The organism is Rhizobium brockwellii (genome assembly GCF_000769405.2).
Classification (GTDB): Bacteria; Pseudomonadota; Alphaproteobacteria; order Rhizobiales; family Rhizobiaceae; genus Rhizobium; species Rhizobium brockwellii.
This window is the reverse complement of the sequence record NZ_CP053439.1, coordinates 3,719,264-3,737,302: the sequence shown is the minus strand read 5'-3', so window position 1 is coordinate 3,737,302 and position 18,039 is coordinate 3,719,264. Positions and strand designations below refer to the sequence as shown.

General features: G+C 61.2%; 19 protein-coding genes and 1 tRNA gene. 11 read left to right on the top strand and 9 right to left on the bottom strand.

The window, feature by feature from the left end; genetic code table 11:
• Positions 1-173: 173 nt before the first annotated feature.
• The 4 genes from RLCC275e_RS18465 (at position 174) to RLCC275e_RS18450 (ending at position 3,643) form a co-directional block, all read left to right on the top strand.
• Positions 174-1,118 (top strand): Bug family tripartite tricarboxylate transporter substrate binding protein, encoded by a 945-nt coding sequence (locus RLCC275e_RS18465; RefSeq protein WP_033179669.1) that lies wholly within the window; start codon positions 174-176, stop codon positions 1,116-1,118.
• Positions 1,115-1,606 carry a tripartite tricarboxylate transporter TctB family protein gene (locus RLCC275e_RS18460; protein ID WP_033179670.1) on the top strand — a complete coding sequence of 164 codons (492 nt, stop codon included), beginning with the start codon at positions 1,115-1,117 and terminating at the stop codon, positions 1,604-1,606. The genes RLCC275e_RS18465 and RLCC275e_RS18460 overlap by 4 nt, the downstream gene beginning before the upstream one ends.
• An 88-nt stretch (positions 1,607-1,694) precedes the next feature.
• Positions 1,695-3,212, top strand: a complete 1,518-nt coding sequence (locus RLCC275e_RS18455) for a tripartite tricarboxylate transporter permease (RefSeq protein ID WP_033180614.1) — start codon at positions 1,695-1,697, stop codon at positions 3,210-3,212.
• 260 nt (positions 3,213-3,472) lie between these two features.
• Positions 3,473-3,643, top strand: coding sequence for a hypothetical protein (locus RLCC275e_RS18450; protein WP_164902903.1), 171 nt, complete (start codon positions 3,473-3,475; stop codon positions 3,641-3,643).
• Between the two features lie 104 nt (positions 3,644-3,747).
• On the opposite strand, the gene RLCC275e_RS18445 is transcribed toward RLCC275e_RS18450, so the two are convergent.
• Positions 3,748-4,839: a DUF475 domain-containing protein gene (locus RLCC275e_RS18445; protein WP_033179671.1), complete on the bottom strand. Its 1,092-nt coding sequence runs from the start codon at positions 4,837-4,839 to the stop codon at positions 3,748-3,750.
• Between the two features lie 353 nt (positions 4,840-5,192).
• Here RLCC275e_RS18445 and RLCC275e_RS18440 point away from each other — a divergent pair, with 353 nt between their 5' ends.
• Together RLCC275e_RS18440 and RLCC275e_RS18435 are read left to right on the top strand one after the other, a co-directional pair.
• Positions 5,193-5,423: a hypothetical protein gene (locus tag RLCC275e_RS18440; protein WP_033179672.1), complete on the top strand. Its 231-nt coding sequence runs from the start codon at positions 5,193-5,195 to the stop codon at positions 5,421-5,423.
• A 58-nt stretch (positions 5,424-5,481) separates the two neighbouring features.
• Positions 5,482-5,658, top strand: a complete 177-nt coding sequence (locus RLCC275e_RS18435; RefSeq protein ID WP_164902904.1) for a hypothetical protein — start codon at positions 5,482-5,484, stop codon at positions 5,656-5,658.
• 75 nt (positions 5,659-5,733) lie between these two features.
• Here the strand turns inward: RLCC275e_RS18435 and RLCC275e_RS18430 are convergent, their stop codons facing one another.
• Complete coding sequence (locus RLCC275e_RS18430) at positions 5,734-6,246, bottom strand: MgtC/SapB family protein (RefSeq protein WP_033179673.1); 513 nt, start codon at positions 6,244-6,246, stop codon at positions 5,734-5,736.
• Between the two features lie 232 nt (positions 6,247-6,478).
• Between RLCC275e_RS18430 and RLCC275e_RS18425 the strand changes: the two genes are divergently transcribed.
• The gene (locus tag RLCC275e_RS18425) at positions 6,479-7,204 is read left to right on the top strand and encodes a hypothetical protein (protein WP_033180615.1); all 726 of its coding nucleotides are present in this window, start codon (positions 6,479-6,481) and stop codon (positions 7,202-7,204) included.
• A gap of 6 nt (positions 7,205-7,210) precedes the next feature.
• On the opposite strand, the gene RLCC275e_RS18420 is transcribed toward RLCC275e_RS18425, so the two are convergent.
• The 4 genes from RLCC275e_RS18420 to cpdR1 form a co-directional block, all read right to left on the bottom strand.
• Positions 7,211-7,705, bottom strand: a complete 495-nt coding sequence (locus RLCC275e_RS18420; protein ID WP_245485048.1) for a hypothetical protein — start codon at positions 7,703-7,705, stop codon at positions 7,211-7,213.
• A gap of 437 nt (positions 7,706-8,142) precedes the next feature.
• A complete protein-coding gene (locus RLCC275e_RS18415; RefSeq protein WP_033179675.1) occupies positions 8,143-9,186 on the bottom strand; it encodes a porin in 1,044 nt (347 codons plus the stop codon).
• 785 nt (positions 9,187-9,971) lie between these two features.
• Positions 9,972-10,046 (bottom strand) — tRNA-Val (locus RLCC275e_RS18410).
• 84 nt (positions 10,047-10,130) lie between these two features.
• A complete protein-coding gene (cpdR1, locus tag RLCC275e_RS18405; protein WP_003542883.1) occupies positions 10,131-10,493 on the bottom strand; it encodes a response regulator CpdR1 in 363 nt (120 codons plus the stop codon).
• Between the two features lie 187 nt (positions 10,494-10,680).
• Here cpdR1 and RLCC275e_RS18400 point away from each other — a divergent pair, with 187 nt between their 5' ends.
• Both RLCC275e_RS18400 and hisN read left to right on the top strand, forming a co-directional pair.
• Positions 10,681-11,562: an N-formylglutamate amidohydrolase gene (locus tag RLCC275e_RS18400; protein ID WP_011653502.1), complete on the top strand. Its 882-nt coding sequence runs from the start codon at positions 10,681-10,683 to the stop codon at positions 11,560-11,562.
• A gap of 276 nt (positions 11,563-11,838) precedes the next feature.
• Positions 11,839-12,612 carry a histidinol-phosphatase gene (gene hisN / locus RLCC275e_RS18395; protein ID WP_003542881.1) on the top strand — a complete coding sequence of 258 codons (774 nt, stop codon included), beginning with the start codon at positions 11,839-11,841 and terminating at the stop codon, positions 12,610-12,612.
• Positions 12,613-12,639: 27 nt separating this feature from the next.
• Here the strand turns inward: hisN and RLCC275e_RS18390 are convergent, their stop codons facing one another.
• Positions 12,640-13,614: an alpha/beta fold hydrolase gene (locus RLCC275e_RS18390; protein ID WP_033180616.1), complete on the bottom strand. Its 975-nt coding sequence runs from the start codon at positions 13,612-13,614 to the stop codon at positions 12,640-12,642.
• 405 nt (positions 13,615-14,019) lie between these two features.
• Here RLCC275e_RS18390 and RLCC275e_RS18385 point away from each other — a divergent pair, with 405 nt between their 5' ends.
• The gene (locus tag RLCC275e_RS18385; RefSeq protein WP_033179676.1) at positions 14,020-14,490 is read left to right on the top strand and encodes an Hsp20 family protein; all 471 of its coding nucleotides are present in this window, start codon (positions 14,020-14,022) and stop codon (positions 14,488-14,490) included.
• A gap of 60 nt (positions 14,491-14,550) precedes the next feature.
• On the opposite strand, the gene RLCC275e_RS18380 is transcribed toward RLCC275e_RS18385, so the two are convergent.
• Positions 14,551-15,555, bottom strand: a complete 1,005-nt coding sequence (locus RLCC275e_RS18380; RefSeq protein ID WP_003552732.1) for a bile acid:sodium symporter family protein — start codon at positions 15,553-15,555, stop codon at positions 14,551-14,553.
• A gap of 88 nt (positions 15,556-15,643) precedes the next feature.
• Here RLCC275e_RS18380 and RLCC275e_RS18375 point away from each other — a divergent pair, with 88 nt between their 5' ends.
• Positions 15,644-16,498, top strand: a complete 855-nt coding sequence (locus tag RLCC275e_RS18375) for a LysR substrate-binding domain-containing protein (RefSeq protein ID WP_003552730.1) — start codon at positions 15,644-15,646, stop codon at positions 16,496-16,498.
• A 55-nt stretch (positions 16,499-16,553) separates the two neighbouring features.
• Here the strand turns inward: RLCC275e_RS18375 and RLCC275e_RS18370 are convergent, their stop codons facing one another.
• Positions 16,554-17,606, bottom strand: a complete 1,053-nt coding sequence (locus tag RLCC275e_RS18370) for a threonine aldolase family protein (RefSeq protein WP_033179677.1) — start codon at positions 17,604-17,606, stop codon at positions 16,554-16,556.
• Positions 17,607-18,039 lie beyond the last annotated feature (433 nt).

Below are 18,039 nucleotides of genomic sequence, written 5' to 3'. Positions count from 1 at the left end.
ATGACAGGTTGTTGTGGTCGCTTTGGCTACTTCTTCTCCGTGGAGGCGGAGAGCTGAAGCCTTGGGAGGTATTCCGCTCGTCATTCAGGACGCTTGCGTCCGCTGGCAGCCATTCCTCCTGATTCCCTTGAGAATAACAGGCGGTCTGCTCAGCCGCCGACGGAGGACACATCGTGAAGCATACGTTCATCGCAACCCTTTTCGCAGCGACCATCGCGCTGCCGGCCTATGCGGCCGATTACACCATCATCGCGCCCGCCGCTCCCGGCGGCGGCTGGGACCAGACGGCCCGTTCGCTGCAGACCGCGCTGCAGCAGGAGAAGATCTCCGGCAACGTGCAGGTCCAGAACGTTCCGGGCGCCGGCGGCACCATCGGCCTTGCGCAGTTCAGCAGCCAGGCTGCCGGCAACCCGAATTCGCTGATTGTCGGCGGCTATGTCATGGTCGGCGCGATCCTCACCAACAAGTCGCCGGTGACGCTCAAGGACGTTACGCCGATCGCCCGTCTGACCGGCGAATATGAGGCCGTCGTCGTTCCTGCCGCGTCCGAGATCAAGACGATGGCCGATCTGGTCGCGGCGCTGAAGAAGGATCCGGGTGCGGTTTCCTGGGGCGGCGGCTCTGCCGGCGGCACCGACCACATCGCCGTCGGCCTGATCGCCAAGGCTTCCGGCGTCGATCCGACCAAGATCAACTATGTCGCCTTCTCCGGCGGCGGTGAAGCGCTCGCCGCCATTCTCGGCGGCCAGGTCACAGCCGGCGTCTCGAGCTATAGCGAATTCGAATCGCAGGTGAAATCCGGCACGCTCCGTGTTCTCGCCGTATCCAGCGATAAGCGTATCGACGGCGTCGATGCTCCGACACTGAAGGAAGCCGGCACCGACGTCACCATCCAGAACTGGCGCATGGTCGCCGCTGCCCCCGGTCTGTCGGCAGAGCAGGTGGCAGCCGTCACTGCCGATTTCGAGAAGCTGCACAGTTCCGCCACCTGGCAGGAAACCCTGAAGACCAAGGGCTGGGCCGATACCTATCTGTCCGGCGACGCCTTCAAGGCGCAGCTCGAGAAGGATGTCGCCGCCACTGAAGGCATTCTCAAAGATATCGGACTTGTTCAATGAGCGAGGGTAACCCCTCCTCGGCAACCGAGCGCCGCCCTGATTGGGCGGCGTTCATCATTGCCGTTTTCCTCTTCGTCGTCGCCGGCGTGATGGCCTGGGATGCCTCCCATCTGAAAACGATTGCGCAATACGACCGCATCGGTCCGGCGACAGTGCCTCAAGTGGTGGCGTTCGGCCTCTTCTGTCTTGGGATCTGGACCGCCTTCGAAGCCTGGCGCGGCGATTTTCCCGAACGTGACCCGCAGGAAGTCGCACCCGTCATCTGGATCGTCGCCGGTCTTGCCGGCCAGATGCTGCTTTTGCGCGTCGCCGGCTTCTCGATCGCGACCGGCATCCTCTTCGCGCTGACGGCACGCGGCTTCGGCAAGCGCAAGCTCTGGATCTCGCTGCCGCTTGGCATCGTCCTCAGCTTCGTCGTCTGGGCGATCTTCTCGCAGCTGCTACAACTGACGCTGCCGGCCGGCCCGCTCGAACATCTGTTCTTCTGACCGCGCGGACGCGCTGTCAGCTCTTTTGATTTTGCGCGGCGCCTGACCCCGAAATGGGATGGTCCGGAACGCCGCTTGGGGCACCAAGATGAGCACATTCGAATTCCTATGGCAGGGTATCCTGGTTGCAATGCAGCCGATGAACCTGGTTTATGCGCTGGTCGGCGTGACGCTCGGCACTGCCGTCGGCGTGCTTCCCGGCATCGGCCCGGCACTTACCGTGGCGCTGCTGTTGCCTGTCACCTACAAGCTCGATCCCGGCGGCTCGCTGATCATGTTCGCCGGCATCTATTACGGCGGCATGTATGGCGGTTCGACGACCTCGATCCTGCTCAACACGCCGGGTGAAAGCGCCTCGATCGTCACCGCGCTCGAGGGCAACAAGATGGCGCGCGCCGGGCGCGGCGGACCGGCGCTGGCGACGGCGGCGATCGGCTCCTTCGTCGCCGGCCTGATCGCCACGCTCGGGCTTGCCTTCATCGCTCCCTATATCGTCAAGCTGGCGCTGGTCTTCGGGCCGCGCGAATATTTCGCGCTGATGGTGCTTGCCTTCGTCACCGTCTCCTCGGCTTTCGGCGATTCGGCGCTCAGGGGCCTGACCTCGCTGTTCATCGGTTTCGCGCTCGCCATGGTCGGCATCGATCAGCAGACGGGGCAGGCCAGGCTTTCCTTCGGCATTCCCGACCTGCTCGACGGCGTCGAGGTAACGACCTTGGCGGTGGCGATGTTTGCGATCGGCGAGACGCTTTATATCGCCGCGCAGGGCAACCGGATCGCGGAGAAGGTCGAGGCGGTCAAGGGTTCGCTCTGGATGACCGCTGAGGACTGGTCACGCTCATGGAAACCGTGGCTGCGCGGCACGCTGATCGGTTTCCCGATCGGCGCGATGCCGGCGGGCGGCGCTGAAATCGGAACTTTCCTCTCCTATGCGACCGAAAAGCGGCTGGCGAAAAACCCGGAAGAGTTCGGCCATGGCGCAATCGAGGGCGTGGCCGGTCCTGAGGCTGCGAACAACGCTTCGGCCGCCGGCACGCTGGTGCCGCTTCTGACACTCGGCCTGCCGACGACCGCGACGGCGGCGATCATGCTTGCCGGCTTCCAGCAATACGGGCTGCAGCCGGGGCCGCTGCTGTTTGCCACCAATCCGCAACTCGTCTGGGGGCTGATCGCCAGCCTGCTCATCGCCAATGCGATGCTTCTGGTGCTGAACCTGCCGATGATCGGGCTCTGGGTAAAGCTGCTGACAATCCCGAAGCCATGGCTCTATGCCGGTATTCTGCTGTTTGCGACGCTCGGGACGATCGGCGCCAATCCGTCGGTGTTCGAACTCGGCATGCTGCTCACTTTTGGCCTGCTCGGCTATGTGATGCGGCTCTTCGGCTATCCGATCGCGCCTGCTGTCGTCGGCCTGATCCTCGGGCCGCTTGCCGAACAGCAGCTGCGCCGGGCGCTGGCGATCAGCCAGGGCGATGTCACGACGCTTGTCATGTCGCCGATCGCGGCAGGCCTGCTCATCGTTGCAGCCGCCGCCTTCCTCATCCCGCTGATCCTGCGGCTGCGGGGCAGGGGCCAGGTGCTGTCGCAACTGGCGGCAAACGAAGACTAGCGCATCGGCCCGAAAATCGGAATCGCTTTTCGGAAAGCACGATGCGCAGATTTCAAAGTGTTAGAGCGTCCTTTGTGCGTCCCAAAGGATGCACGGCGCTAAGAACAAAAAGACGACCCACCCCCTCCCTCGAGGCCGGCCATGGAAACATGTGCCGGCCTGCTGTTTTTGCATGGCTGAGGTGATTTTCTGAGCATTGTGGAGGTCTATGCGTGACGCCACCTATGGACAGTCAATCATAGAGCAAGAGGAAAAGGACAATGTCCGCACTTCGCAATTCAATCCGTACTGGCTTCTTTGGCCGCGCATTCGCCGTCCTTGGGGCTGCAAATGCCGTCAGCGCTGCTGTTGAAGCCGGCCGTCGCCCGCGCGCCAACGATCTGACGAAACTCGGCATCGACCCAGCCTCTTTCGGTCGGGTCTCCCGCTAACACCTTCAAACCATGCATGAATGAATTAGCCCGCAACCGGATGGTCGCGGGCTTTATTTTTATCCCTACGGATGCAGCAGCGCGGCGCGCTGTGACACCCGATGTCAGGCGTGAAGCTCCTCCTGCCGGGCGACGTGATCCTCGACCTTTTCGCGCCTGTTGTGGCGGATGGATGACCAGAGGGACAGGCCGATCAAGGCCGCGCCGCCGAGTCCGGTGATGACTTCGGGGATGTGCACCATGGTCTGCGCATACATGATCACCGAGAGGATCAGGATGGCATAGAAGGCGCCATGTTCGAGGTAGCGATATTCGGCAAGCGTTCCCTTCTCCACCAACATGATTGTCATCGAGCGCACATACATAGCGCCGATGCCGAGACCGATGGCAATGACGAAGAGGTTCTGCGTCAGCGCGAAGGCGCCGATGACGCCGTCGAAGGAGAAGCTGGCGTCCAGCACTTCCAGATAGATGAAGGCGCCGAGGCCACCCTTGGCGGCAGCGCTCATCGTCTGCTGCGAGGCATCGAGCAGCCCGCCGACCACCTCGACCGCGAGGAAGGTGAGCAGGCCGTAGATGGCGCAATGGACGAAGACGGTGGCTTCCTCGCCGCCGATCAGCCAGGAGAAAACCAGCATTAGCGCCAGCACGAAGGCGATCTCGATACCCTTGATGGTGGCGGAACGCGCCATCATCTTTTCAAGACCGCCTATCCAATGCACCTGCTTCTCGTGATTGAAGAAGTAGTTGAGCCCGACCATCATCAGGAAGGTGCCGCCGAAGGCTGCGATCGGCAGATGCGCGTCGTTCATGATGCGGGCATATTCGGCAGGCTCGCGGGCGGCAAGCACCAGAGCATCCCAGGGGCCGATCTGTGCCGCGATCGCGACGATCGCCAGCGGGAAGACGATGCGCATGCCGAAGACGGCAATGATGATGCCCCAGGTGAGGAAGCGTTTCTGCCAGACCGGCGTCATCTCCTTCAGCTTGTTGGCGTTGACGATGGCATTGTCGAAGGAAAGCGATATCTCCAGCACTGCAAGCACCGTGCAGATGAAGAAGACGGTCGCCATGCCGCCGATTGTGCCGGTCGTCTGCCAGCCGAGCACGGCGCCGAGAACGAGGCCGAGGGCAGTGACGATGAAAGCCCAGCGGAAATAGCTGAGCGAGGACTTAGAGGTCACAGTCTGGTTCATGGCCGCACCTCGCGGCCGCAAATCGTGTCGAAGAGGGTGGACAAATTGAAAAGACGCCGCACGCCACAACGGGCACGCGGGTCAGGCATGGTGAGCTTGTTCATCGATGAAAAATCCGCCGGCTAAGCTGCAGGCGGTACCGACATCACGAGAGCGCCGTAAAAACTCTCGCCAGAGGGGCCCGGCACCAAAGTTCCCCGTCAGCCGATGTCTGGAAGGCTGCGGGATAGGTTCTAGGTAATGAACTTCGCGGGCCAGTCAAGGGTGTTCACCACACCGGGATTGGATGATTTTTTTGGAACCATCCCGATGCCCACCCGTTAGGCCGAGGTTGAGCTTAAAAAAGGAGGCCGATGATGCACACTTCGACCCATGTTCCCGACAAACGCACGGAGGCGTCCGACCGCATGAAGCGGGCGAAGCCGAACCGCATGCAGAAGGCGCAGGTGCTGCCGCCGCACCATGTCGATCTGACCCTGACTCCCGGCGTTTATCACGACATTCACGTGCCGGCCCATGTTACCGGCGCCGATCTTTCCAAGGGTGGCCCCGACATCAAGGGCAATGCAGAGACCAAGAAATAACGGCTATTCCGCAAGCCCTTGGGCGATGACAGTAGTTTTGAAACAGGGTGAGAAACATATGACGATCAACTTTGTGCCCCGCGAGATCTTCATCCGGCACGAAAATGAATGGCAGGCCGTCCGCGAGGCGGCGGACGAGCGCATCAATATCGGCAAACGCCAGAAGCCGCTCTCCGCCATCGGCGGCACCGCATCGGTTGGGAAAAGCGATCCTTCGGCTACACGCGCTGAATGACCAACAGCCGAGTGACCCACAGAAGGGCACGCCGACAACACGAGCGCCCGGCATAATGCCGGGCGCTTTGCTTTTCTATTTCTGTTCATCGCGATCGACACGCTGTCCGGAATTAAAGCCGAACCGTTGTTCGAGTTTGCCGAAGGCGAAGAGTACGCAGATGGCGACGATCGTCGTGAAGAAGGCGATCGGCCAATAGCCGAAGCCCATGGCGAGGCCTATCGCGCCGGAGAGCCACATGCCGGCACCTGTCGTCAGCCCGTGCACCCGACCTCTGGCAAAGACGATCATGCCGGCGGCAAGGAAGGCGACGCCGGCGGTGACGGCTTCGATGACGCGCAGCGGATCGATGCGCACCTGCTCGTCATCGGTAAAACCCGGCATGTGCACGGCCTCGATCGAGATGATGGCGAAGAGGGCAGCGGCAAGACTGATCAGAATATGGGTGCGGAAGCCCGCCGGGCGGTCGCGTGCCTCGCGTTCGAAGCCGATCAGCCCGCCGAAGACGATGGCGCCGAAGAGGCGGGCGAAGATGACGGGATAGTGGATACGCGACGCCGGTATCATGTCGGCGATGATGAGATCCATGGATTTTTCCCCGGAATAGATGGAATTTTTCGCTGGCTAACGTCTGAGCACGGAATTTGTTCAGCTTTTTTCCCTCATGCGTTTCGGCCGTCCCGTTGGTCTCTCCGGTCCGCGCCAGCGCTTTCATGTCATTGGAGAGAAAGTTCAGCGAACCAGGCATCATCCTGTCGCCGCGCCAACCTTTCGGAAAGGATTGGGCAGCGATAATCCCGGCCTCACGGGAATCGGACAGATGGCCAAGACAGCGACACGCGGCCGCCGCAAGGCGCCGGCGAGAGGAAAGAGCAAAGCGCGCAGCAGCGGTGGCGGATTGCTGCCCTGGGCGGTGATCGGCATTGCCGCGATCGGCGGCATCGTCGTCCACGACCATTGGAAGAGCATCCAGCCGATGCTTGCAAGGCAATCGACGTCGATCACGCGGGAAACGGCGGAGCCAAGGCCCGTCGTCAGGAAGGACGTGTCGGCGAAGCAGGTTGCGCTTGCCGCACCCACGCCGAAAGTCGCAGTGCCGCTGCCACAGTCGCAATCGCTGCCGCCGGCGGCGATCCCGACGCCGATGATCCAGCCGATAAAGGCAGTGCCGTCCCCAGCCTCCCCGGCCGTTTCGGAAACCGGGACAGTCGCCTTCGGCTATTGCGGGCAGGGCGCCCATATCAATTGCGTCGGCGACGGCGGCGTCTTCTGGTACAAGGGCGAAAAGATCGTGATTGCCGACATGGCGAGCCCGGTGGTCGACCAGGCGCGCTGTGACGGCGAGCGCCGGGTGGCCTTTGCCGCCAAGTCGCGGCTGCTGGCGCTTCTGAACGCCGGCCCCTTCACCATGAATGCTGCGGGCAAGGGCGAGCCCTCTGGCGCGCCGCGCGTCGTCTCGCGCGACGGGCGCTCTTTCGGCGCGCAGCTGATCAACGAGGGCCTGGCACGCAAGCCAGGGGCCGCCGGCGGCGCCTGGTGCGCCTGAGGGCGGCTACTTACCCTTTTTCACCAGCTTGCCGCCGGTACGGAAGCTGCCGGTAAACGAGGAATCCTTGCTCTCGGCGGTGCATTCGATCGCGATCGGCTTGCCGGCATAGGGATTGCCGAAGGTGCAGAAGCCGGCAACCTTGACCTCTCCGGTCATCTTGTTGCCGACACCTGTCGTGACGAGGCTGAGCGGCAGGCGGGCATTGCCGTTGGAGGCGGGCTTGATGCCGCTGCCGTCGCCCTGGAAGCCGAGCGCCTTGCCGTCCGAGGAGAAGATGAAGGTCACCAAGCCATTGGCCAGCGTGACGCTGGCAAGCTCGTTCTTGCAGCCCTTGGTGGCGTCGAATTTGGCAACGACCAGCTTGGCGCATTTGCCGGAAAGGGTAATGACGCCGGGCGCACCGGGAAAGGTCTCGACGGGCGCGGCCGGCGCGGCAGAGGCCGGCAAGGCGAGGACGGCGGAAAAAATTGCGGCAGCAGCAAGCGCGGATAACTTCATTTCGATTTCAAACCCCATGTCGTGGCGAGTCGAATCACTACCTCACCCTCGGTTCGCCATGGCATTGTTCTGTGTCCGAATTTGGCGCCGTTATTGCTGAGGCGCGAATTTTTTTCGGCCGCAGGGCTAGCTCGGCGATCGGCGGCAGATAAGTAAAAAGTTGGTTGAGCTTGCTGGTTACAAGGTTCAGCAATGACATAGGCTGCCGGACATCGGCAACGAACCGATGTGACACGACAGGGCAAGGCACTCATCGAGCGTGCCGTTTTGGACGCATGTCTGGTCAAGGGGAATGGGCCCAGGCAGGGAAGTCCAGGCCCATTCTTTCCCGATCGGAGGTCAGTCAGATCAGGAATTCATAGCTGCCGGTCCAGAGCGTGATGCCGAAAAGTGTGAGCGGTTTCGGACGACATCCTGTTCTAGCCGGCAGCCTTTTGTCAGAACGCGCGCTGCAGGCGGAAGAAGCCCGAGGTTACGTCTTCAGCATTGTCCGGATCGAGGTACTGAACCGAAACCTTTGCCGAGAGGTTTTCAACGATCTGGTAGTCGATCGTTACGCCGGCTTTCCAGGCGCTAACGTCGTCGTTGAACTCGCCGGCAGTGACGCCGTAGTTGTCGTAGTACTGAACGGCCGGGGTGATCTTCAGCTTGTCGGTCGCCTTGATGGCGTATTCAGCGGCGATCGCCCATTCAGCCTTGTTGTAATAGGCGTTCGGGTTGGTCGCGTAGACGACTGCGAGGCCGAGCGTGCCCGGACCAACAGCAACCGTACCCATAGCGCGGACGGCACCTTCTTCGTTGTCGGTGTCATAACCAGCAGTGATCTGGTAGCTGAATGCACCAGCCTTGCCGCCGAGACCGACTGCAACGCCGACGTTGTTGGCGGTTTCGCCATCATAGAACGGGCTGTCTTCCAGCTCGTCAACGCTGACGCCAGCGTAGAAGGCGTCGGTTTCGTACTGATAACGGATAGAGTTGTGCAGCGTTACCGGAGAACCGATATCGTCCGTTTCGCCGGAGAGACCATCGTCCCACCAGCTGTAGAACAGACCAGCGCGGAAGCCGGCGATGTCGAGGTAAGCAGAGTCCAGCTGGGCCTTCTGGGCAGAAGCGTTGTCAGCATTGAACTGCATGACGATGACGCCGGTCAGCGGACCATATTCAGTGTCGCTCTTGGCCGTAAACTGAACCTGACCACGCGTACGGGCATCCCAGTCCGAGTCGTTGGCGACAGAACCACCGCCGCCGGCGCCGATCGAGCTGGCGTTCGGAGCAACGTCAACCTGGAAACGAATGTAACCGTTGATCTTGAGGCAGGTTTCGGTGCCCGGGATGTAGAAGTAGCCGGTGCCGTAAGCGTCGCAGACGCGAACGTATTCAACCGGTTCCGGCTCGGCAGCAACGATAGCGTCGGCAGCCTGAGCGCCGGATACTGCTGCAAGTGCAGCAGCGGAGCCGAGAAGAAGGCCCTTGATGTTCATGGAATAACCTCCAGTTCAGATGCAAAGAGGATGAAGACCGTCTGCCCTCGGCAGTCCCTACGTGTCTTCAACCCGTGTGACCGAAGCGGCACCTTTTTGGCTCGGTGCCTGCCTCGCCGCGGAAGTTACATAGGGTATGTTGCACTGCAACGGCATTGTCGATCGTGACAGCGAGAGGGTATTGCTATGTTGCTGAAATCACACGGATTTTGTCATAAACTCGTCATCTGTCAGTCACAAAACCGCGCTTCTGCATGCCTGAGCAACGAGGGGCTGAACTTCAGCAACGATATGCAATTGATGATCGCGTGAGCACGTCCTCATATGCGAATACGCCATCACTGCGATCGGCACGAATCGGACAAAAGCTCGACAAGCAGCATGTTTTGCCAGGACATACCCCAGGACATACCGATGTCGGGCCACAGCTTCTTACTGGCAGTGATCGGTGACTGGCGAATGTCGCCTCGACGGGAAGCGACGAAGATCTGCCACGCGCTTTGGGGAAGAGCGGTCGTCTCGCTAGGGATTTTTGAAATCGTCCCAGAGGATCGCTACCCCAGCCGCGAGGATCGTGATCGAATTAGCCAAAGCCTGATGCTAATGGGTTCGACGACATGAAACTGCATATGCCCGAAGCCGAGGAGGCCGGCCCGGATCATGGTCGCGGACCAATCACGTTCAAGCCCTCGCTCCGCAAAGTGCTGGATCTGCAGCGCGTGCCAGGCTCAGGAAACAGAAAATCCCCAAGGCGGGGATTTGTCAACGATGTCAGGGAGATCGGATGGTGGGCGTGACAGGGATTGAACCTGTGACCCCTACGATGTCAACGTAGTGCTCTCCCGCTGAGCTACACGCCCATCCGATGGCGGCGCATAGATCACAAAACCTTCGGAGCCGTCAATAGGCTTTTTTCAGTTTTGTGACGCGCCGTCCTGCAAGCCTTACGCGGCAAGCATCTTGTTGACCTCGTCGACGAGATCGCGCAGGTGAAAAGGCTTGGAAAGGACCTTGGCATCCTTCGGCGCCTTCGAATCAGGGTTCAGCGCCACGGCGGCAAAACCGGTGATGAACATCACCTTCAGGTCGGGGTCGAGCTCGGTGGCGCGGCGCGCCAGCTCGATGCCGTCCATCTCGGGCATGACGATATCGGTCAGCAGCAGGGAAAACGGCTCCTCGCGCAGCCGGTCATAGGCGCTGGCGCCATTGTCATAGGAAAGGACCTTGTAGCCGGCCTTTTCGAGCGCTTTCACCAGGAAGCGGCGCATGTCGTTGTCGTCTTCGGCGAGAAGTATCTTCTGAGTCATCAATCCAGACCGCGATCCATAGGTTTTTGGTGGGCTGCCAGCCGTTTACACTAGTCTTTATCCGGTAAACAACCGGTGAATTGCCTGTGCGTGACCGCCGTCCCTCCTACATAGTATGGACTTGCGACCGGGCAACTGGCAACATGGGCCAAGCAGTCAGTTCATGACATGGTAAAGAGGGCCGAAAGTGCCGGAAATACGCGAATACGAGCTTTTTGAGGTCCATGAGCCCGTGTCGCAGACCATTCCCTTCGTCTACAACTCCCCCCATAGCGGCCGCATTTATCCACCGGAATTTATCGCCCAGTCCAGGCTGGAAGGCATCGCCATCCGCCGTTCCGAGGATCACTATGTAGACGAGCTCTTCGGCTCGGCCGTCGCACTCGGCGCGCCGTTGCTGGCAGCCAACTTCCCGCGCGCCTATCTCGACGTCAATCGCGAGCCTTACGAGCTCGATCCGCGGATGTTCGACGGGTTGCTGCCGCCCTATGCCAATGTCAATTCGCTCAGGGTCGCCGGCGGGCTCGGCACCATTCCGCGCATCGTCGCCGAGAACATGGAGATCTATGCGCGGCGCCTGCCGGTGCAGGAGGGGCTCGACCGCGTCGAAGCGGTCTACAAACCCTATCATGCGGCGCTCCGCCGTCTGATCGCGCGAACGCATGTACAGTTCGGCTTCGGCGTGTTGATCGACTGCCACTCGATGCCCGGCAATGTGCGCGTTGCCGGCAGCACTGCGCGACCTGATTTCATCATTGGTGATCGCTACGGCACCAGCGCTTCGGCTGAACTTTCGCGCGCCGCCATCGCCATCCTCGAGGAAATGGGCTTCGCTGCGATCCGCAACAAGCCCTATGCCGGCGGCTTCATCACCGAACATTACGGCCGCCCCTCGCGCGGCCTGCACGCGCTGCAGATCGAGGTGAACCGGGCGATCTATGTCGACGAGCTGACGCTGGAGAAGCGCGAGGATTTCGCTGCAGTGGCCGACGCCGTCACGGACTTCATGCAGCAGATGGCGGAGTATGTCGAGAAATTTGCCGGCGAGCGGGCGCTGGCCGCCGAATAGATCTCTTTTTCGATTTCGCTGACGTCTGGCCGTCGTCTTCCCGGCCAAAAAAAACCGCGCTTGTGAGCGCGGCTAAGTCTAGGGAGGAAACACCCAAGGAGGGTATTTACAGTCAGAAGACTGTATGAAGACGCTACTATTGCATTGCACAAATGTCAAGCAATATATTGCGGTGCGATATCTTTGGGCAGTTAGAACCAAATTGCCTGCTGCGTTTGCATTCCCGTTGCTTTTCGCTATGAAAAGCGCCATTCCCGCCAGCCAAACGGATCCATCATGTTTCCTGACCGTTCGTTCTTCAACCGCCTGGCGGAGGCCGCCCGAGCCGAGACGCTTCCGCGCTTCCGCTCCGGCCTCGATGTCACGAACAAGCTTTCCTCCGGTTTCGACCCGGTGACGGAGGGCGACCGGGCGGCCGAACTCGCCATCCGGGCGCTGATCGAGGAGAATTTCCCTGGCCACGGCATTCTCGGCGAGGAACATGGCAATGTCGGGCTCGACCGCGAATATGTCTGGGTGATCGATCCGATCGACGGCACACGCGCCTTCATCTCCGGTGTGCCGGTATGGGGAACGCTGATCGGCCTGCAGAAAGATGGCAGGGCGATCATGGGCATGATCGAACAACCCTTTACCGGCGAGCGTTATTTCGCCGATCAGAACGGCTCGATCTATACCGGGCCGGAGGGCGAGCGGCGCCTGGCGACGCGCCAGTGCGACGCGCTTTCGAACGCCATCCTGTTCACCACCTCGCCGCATCTCTTTGCCGGCGAGGAGATGGAGAAATACCGCGAGATCGAGAGCCAGGTGCGGCTCTTCCGCTACGGCTGCGACTGCTATGCCTATGCGCTGCTTGCCGCCGGCCATATCGATCTGGTCGTCGAAAACAGCCTGAAACCCTATGACGTCGGCGGCATCATTCCCGTCATCGAGGGGGCCGGCGGCATCATCACCACCTGGGACGGCGGACGGCCGGAAAACGGCGGCTCGATCATCGCTGCCGGCAGCCGGGCAGTCTACGAACAGGCAATCGCCATCCTGCAGCGCTGATCCCCCGGTCGATAAAGCCGATCCGGACTACGTGCCGAGGGCGGCGACGTCCTGGTTTTCTTCGGCATCGCTGCCGGGAATGAAGGCGTGGAAAGCGGCAAGGGCGGCGGCGCGGTAGATATCCCGTTCTTGGAAGATCTCGTGACGGGCGCCGTTGATCGGCACCAATTGACCGGCGCGGAAATAACGCGAAAGCCGCTCCTGCGCCGTGTAGGGCACGACACCGTCACGCGTCGGGGCGATAACGATGGTCGGGATGGTGATCGAGAAGAGATGGTAGGGCGAGGTGACCCGGTCCATCGTGCGAAAGGCCTCGATCAGCCAGCGGGCTGTCGGCGGCCCGAGCGTCAGTTCCGGATGAGCCTTCATCATTGCGACATTGCGCTCGAAACGGTGTTCGTCCGAGGTCAGCGGATTGTCGCTGAAGTTCGGCTCCTTCAGCTTGGAGGTCAGCGGCAGGAAGCCGAGGCCGAGGGCCGTCAGCGTGCCGGCGAGAGCGCGGATGACGCGGGGCGAGGCCGACTGGCCGGTCAGGCCGATGAAGGGCGCCGACAGCACCATGCGATCGATACGGGTGGTGAGATAGGGCGCGGCCGACAGCGCGATCAGGCCGCCGGTGGAATGGGCGAGCAGATAGAAGGGCAGGCGGGTATCCGGCAGCACCACCTTTTCGAGGAAGGTGTCGAGATCACGCTCGTAATCGGCAAAGCGGCGGATGTGGCCATGGTTGCGGCTCTTCAGGAGCCGGGGCGAGCCGCCCTGGCCGCGCATATCGAAGGTCGCGACCCAGAGTCCTTTGCCCGTCAGGTCGCGGATCGTCTCGAAATATTTCTCGATATATTCGTTTCGGCCGTGCAGGATGACGACGGTGCCCTTGGCAATCTGGCCGCTCGAGCGGAAGACGGCGTATCGCAGCTGGTGGCCGTCATGGGTTTCGAAGAACCCCTCCGTGCGGTTTTCCGGGGCGGGATTATCGGGCGTCGAATAGAGAACCTGATCCATGACTTTGCCAATGCGCCGCTGCTGACTGCTTCGCATCAGGGATAGCGCATGGCATCCGGCTTGGAAAGCGGTGGGGAAAAGGGCCGGCAGGAGCATGAGGGTGCTCGCGGCCGGCCGAAGTTGAGGCTGAAGAAGAAGGGACGATGCACTTCAGCCATCGGGACCAGATTTCACCCGACGCCTAAATTCCTAGGCGAAGGCGCCTGAACGTGCTCCGAACCGGTCGTTCATACGCGGTTCACGGGTCGATCAAGGCGACTTCGAAAAGGTCTTGAACTCCTCGAATCCCATCACCATTTCCTTTCTGCGGGTGCCGAACAGGGCCTGCGCAACCGTCCCAAGGCCGCCAAAGATGGGGTCTCAGGGGCACTTTATCGCAACACGTCGCTTCCACAGGAGGACATCATGCGTCACGTAGACTTCTCTCCCCTTTATCGTTCGACCGTCGGTTTCGACCGGCTCTTCACCATGCTCGACAGCCTTGCCCAGCCGGAGCAGGCGCAGACCTATCCGCCCTATAATATCGAGCGCACCGGTGAAAACACCTATCGCATCACCATGGCCGTTGCCGGTTTCGACGAGACCGAACTTTCGATCGAAGCCCATGCCCTTGTGCTGTCCGTGAAGGGTGAAAAGAACGAGGAACCTGCCGAAAGCGGCGAATTCCTCTACCGCGGCATTGCCAAGCGCGCCTTCGAGCGCCGCTTCCAGCTCGCCGACCATGTCGAGGTGACCGCCGCTTCGCTGAAGAACGGCCTTCTGCACATCGACCTTCTGCGCAATATTCCCGAGGCCATGAAGCCCCGCAAGATCGCGATTGCCGCAGAACCGGTCGAGGCTCCGAAGGCCATCGAGGCGCAGATCATCGACGGCTAATCACATCCTTATCGGATAAAACGAACGGCGCTCCTATGGGGCGCCGTTTTTTATTTCGGCTCAGGCCGGGCTGGTTGCCTCGTCGATTTCCTTGTCCGTTGCGCGGCGGGCCGCGGCGGCGGCGTATTTCTGGGCGATGACGGCGCAGACCATCAGCTGGATCTGGTGGAACAGCATCAGCGGAAGCACGATCGCGCCGATCGACTGGCCGGCGAAGATGACGTTGGCCATCGGCACGCCGCTTGCGAGGCTCTTCTTCGAGCCGCAGAAGGTGATGGTGATCTGGTCGGCCTTGTTGAAGCCCAGCCAGCGGCTGCCGAACATCGTCAGAACCAGGACAATTGCCAGCAGGACCATGTCGGCGACGATGACGACGGCGATATCGGCGATCGAGAAGGTGTGCCACAGCCCTTCCACCACCGCCGTGCTGAAGGCGAGATAGACGACCATCAGGATCGAGCCGCGGTCGACAGGCATCAGGATCTTCTTCTTGGCGCGGATCCAGTCGCCGATCCAGGGCTGCAGGATCTGGCCGACGATGAAGGGGGCAAGCAGCTGCAGCAGGATCTGCTCCAACGCGTCAAAGGAGAAGCCGCCATGGCCGCCGACGGAAAACAGCAGGCCGACGAGCAGCGGCGTCAGGAACATACCGAAGATGTTGGATGCCGAGGCCGAGCAGATGGCGGCGGGCACGTTGCCGCCCGCCATCGAGGTGAAGGCGATCGACGACTGCACCGTCGACGGCAGCACGCAGAGGAAGAGGATGCCGAGATAAAGCGGCTGCGGCAGGATCGTGTCGGGGATCAGCCCGAGTGCCATGCCGAGCAACGGGAAGATGCCGAAGGTCGTCAGCAGGATGACGATATGCAGGCGCCAGTGCAGCAAGCCTGCGATGACCACGTCGCGCGACAGGCGGGCGCCATGCAGGAAGAACAGAAGCGCGATGGCAAGATCGGTGGCGATGCCGAAATAATCCGCGAATGTGCCGCGCGCCGGCAGCAACGAGGCGAGGATGACGGTGCAGACAAGCAGGATGGTGAATGTATCGGGCAGAAAGCGGCGCATGGCGGTCTCGCGGCGTGAAAACAGTCATTGTTCTGTCGTCCATTATGATCCAGGATGCAAGGAATAACAGTTATCGAGAAGCCGGATCATGTTGGACCTTTCGCAATTGCGCAGTTTCGTTACCGTCGAACAGATGGGCAGTTTCACGCTCGCCGCAGAAAGGCTCGGCCTCGGGCAGTCGACGGTCAGCCAGCACATCCAGCGGCTGGAGACGACGCTCGGGCGCAGGCTGCTGGCGCGCGACACCCATAAGGTGATGTTGACCGGCGATGGCGAGGCGCTGCTGTCGCATGCGCGTGCCATGCTTTCGATCGAGGGGCAGGTCCAGTCGCTGTTTAAGAGCAACAGCCTGCGCGGCAGTCTGCGGCTCGGCGTATCGGAGGATTTCGTCACCAGCCAGCTGCCGGCGGTGCTGGAGGATTTCGTGCGTTCGCACCCCTCGGTCGACCTCGAACTGACGGTTGCGCTTTCCGGCGTTCTTTACGAGATGCAGGACAATGGCGAGATCGATCTGGTGCTTGCCAAGCGCCGGCTCGGCGATGCGCGCGGAAAACTCGTCTATCGAGAGCCGCTCGTTTGGCTGGCACGCGATCCCGAGCGCGTGCTTGCCTCCGGCCCTTTGCCGCTGATCGCCTTTCCGCCGCCGAGCGTCACCCGGGTGATCGCGCTCGAAGCACTCGGGCGAAACGGGGTGCCGTGGAGGATCGTCTGCACCTGCGGCAGCCTGAGCGGGCTGACGGCGGCGGCGCGAGCCGGGATGGGCGTGCTGGTGCAACCGCGCAGCATGGCGCCGTCCGGCCTGAAGGAGATCGCTGCGGGAAAACTTCCGGTGCTGGAAGATGTGGAATTCGTGCTGGTGCCGCGTAAGGGCGCGGACCAAGCTCTGGTCTCGGCACTATCCGAGGATATTCTGCAAAAGGTGAGGGGATTGCGGTCGGCGTGAATCCTTGCCCGTCACCGAAAGGCCTGCCGGGCCGGCAAGCCTTTCCGGCAGGCGATCAGGCGGCCAGGCACTTCAAGAAGCCATCGACATCAGCTTCGGTCGTCGCGAAACTGGTGACGAGACGGATCAGGGTTTCGCTTTCGGAAACAAGTTCGGGCGTTGCCGCCGGGACTGGCCATTCGTAAAATTTCGCGCCCTTTTCCTCCGCAATTTTTGCGGCACTTTTGCTGACGACGGCAAAAACTTCGTTGGATGCGGTCGGCCAGGCCAGGCGAGCCGAGTTGCTCGTGCCGATGCCGGAGCGCAGCCGGTCGGCCATGCCGTTCGAATGGCGGGCGAGATCGAGCCAGAGGCCATCTTCGAAATAGGCATCGAACTGGGCGGCGATGAAACGCGACTTGGAGAAGAGCTGGGCGGCGCGCTTGCGGATGAACGGCATTTCCCGGGCTTGATCCGGATTGAAGAAGACGATCGCTTCGGCACACCAGCAGCCGTTCTTGGTGCCGCCGAAGGACAGCATGTCGACGCCGCGCTTCCAGGTCATCTCGGCCGGGGTGGCGCCGAGTGCGACCAGGGCGTTGGCGAAGCGGGCGCCATCCATGTGGAGCGGCAGATTGCGTTTCCTTGATATGGCGGCGATCTCGCCGATCTCCGGCAGGGAATAGACGGTGCCGATCTCGGTCGCCTGGGTGATGGTCACGGCGCTGGCGCGGCCGTGATGGACGGCGTCCTCGGGAAAGCTTGCGATCTTCGCCGAAAGCTTCGCCGGGTCGATCTTGCCGGCTTCGCCGTCAACGGCAACGAGACGGGCGGCGCCGGAGAAAAATTCCGGCGCACCGCATTCGTCCTCGATCACATGGGCTTCCGAATGGCAGAAGGTTATGCCGCCGGGGCGCTGGACGCTTGCCAGCGACAGCGAGTTGGCGGCTGTGCCGGTGGCGACGAAGAAGATCGAAACCTCACGCTCGAAGATCTCGGAAAAACGGGCTTCGACCTTTCTGTCGAGATCGCCGGCGCCATAGGCGGCGGCAAAGCCGGTCGATTCCGTCAGCAGACGTTCGGCAATGGATTTGTGGGCGCCGGCCCAGTTATCGGAAGCAAAGAACATGTGGGGAAACCGTGAGAAGGGAAGGGGTTGGCAAGTCCGCAGCGGACATTACGCCAAAGCTTCACAGGATCAAGGTTGTCGCCCGCGACACATCACGGAAATTGAACTACGCAATCAATTAACAAAATAATACGTCACAGCGTAATTTTCTTTCGTCATCGCCGCTACGCAGGCAATCTTCCGTCGCAAATTGACGTTTTTTGACGGAGCGCTCTTGCAGAGCCGAATGCTTTCTGGCATAGAACTGATGAATTAGGACAGTGTTGCTGTCCTATTTTGGCCTTTATGACCGAAGAGGCGCCGAAAGCCCTGGAACAGACCGGCTTTCACGCTATAGTTCTTCCGAGCGTCAAGCCTCAAGGGCGGCGCGCGGAGGCGAATGGCAGGCGCGGAACGCGACGGTTTGCTTTCCTTTAAAGCAGATGTCTGCGGC

Excerpts from the sequence above, each read along its gene's own strand:
- RLCC275e_RS18450 (WP_164902903.1), top strand. The coding sequence starts at position 3,473 with ATGTCCGCACTTCGCAATTCAATCCGTACTGGCTTCTTTGGCCGCGCA.
- hisN (WP_003542881.1), top strand. The coding sequence starts at position 11,839 with ATGTTTCCTGACCGTTCGTTCTTCAACCGCCTGGCGGAGGCCGCCCGA.
- RLCC275e_RS18390 (WP_033180616.1), bottom strand. The coding sequence starts at position 13,614 with ATGGATCAGGTTCTCTATTCGACGCCCGATAATCCCGCCCCGGAAAAC.
- RLCC275e_RS18420 (WP_245485048.1), bottom strand. The coding sequence starts at position 7,705 with ATGAAGTTATCCGCGCTTGCTGCTGCCGCAATTTTTTCCGCCGTCCTC.
- RLCC275e_RS18440 (WP_033179672.1), top strand. The coding sequence starts at position 5,193 with ATGATGCACACTTCGACCCATGTTCCCGACAAACGCACGGAGGCGTCC.
- RLCC275e_RS18455 (WP_033180614.1), top strand. The coding sequence starts at position 1,695 with ATGAGCACATTCGAATTCCTATGGCAGGGTATCCTGGTTGCAATGCAG.
- RLCC275e_RS18425 (WP_033180615.1), top strand. The coding sequence starts at position 6,479 with ATGGCCAAGACAGCGACACGCGGCCGCCGCAAGGCGCCGGCGAGAGGA.
- RLCC275e_RS18375 (WP_003552730.1), top strand. The coding sequence starts at position 15,644 with ATGTTGGACCTTTCGCAATTGCGCAGTTTCGTTACCGTCGAACAGATG.
- RLCC275e_RS18415 (WP_033179675.1), bottom strand. The coding sequence starts at position 9,186 with ATGAACATCAAGGGCCTTCTTCTCGGCTCCGCTGCTGCACTTGCAGCA.
- RLCC275e_RS18385 (WP_033179676.1), top strand. The coding sequence starts at position 14,020 with ATGCGTCACGTAGACTTCTCTCCCCTTTATCGTTCGACCGTCGGTTTC.
- RLCC275e_RS18445 (WP_033179671.1), bottom strand. The coding sequence starts at position 4,839 with ATGAACCAGACTGTGACCTCTAAGTCCTCGCTCAGCTATTTCCGCTGG.
- RLCC275e_RS18435 (WP_164902904.1), top strand. The coding sequence starts at position 5,482 with ATGACGATCAACTTTGTGCCCCGCGAGATCTTCATCCGGCACGAAAAT.
- RLCC275e_RS18460 (WP_033179670.1), top strand. The coding sequence starts at position 1,115 with ATGAGCGAGGGTAACCCCTCCTCGGCAACCGAGCGCCGCCCTGATTGG.
- RLCC275e_RS18370 (WP_033179677.1), bottom strand. The coding sequence starts at position 17,606 with ATGTTCTTTGCTTCCGATAACTGGGCCGGCGCCCACAAATCCATTGCC.
- RLCC275e_RS18380 (WP_003552732.1), bottom strand. The coding sequence starts at position 15,555 with ATGCGCCGCTTTCTGCCCGATACATTCACCATCCTGCTTGTCTGCACC.
- RLCC275e_RS18430 (WP_033179673.1), bottom strand. The coding sequence starts at position 6,246 with ATGGATCTCATCATCGCCGACATGATACCGGCGTCGCGTATCCACTAT.
- cpdR1 (WP_003542883.1), bottom strand. The coding sequence starts at position 10,493 with ATGACTCAGAAGATACTTCTCGCCGAAGACGACAACGACATGCGCCGC.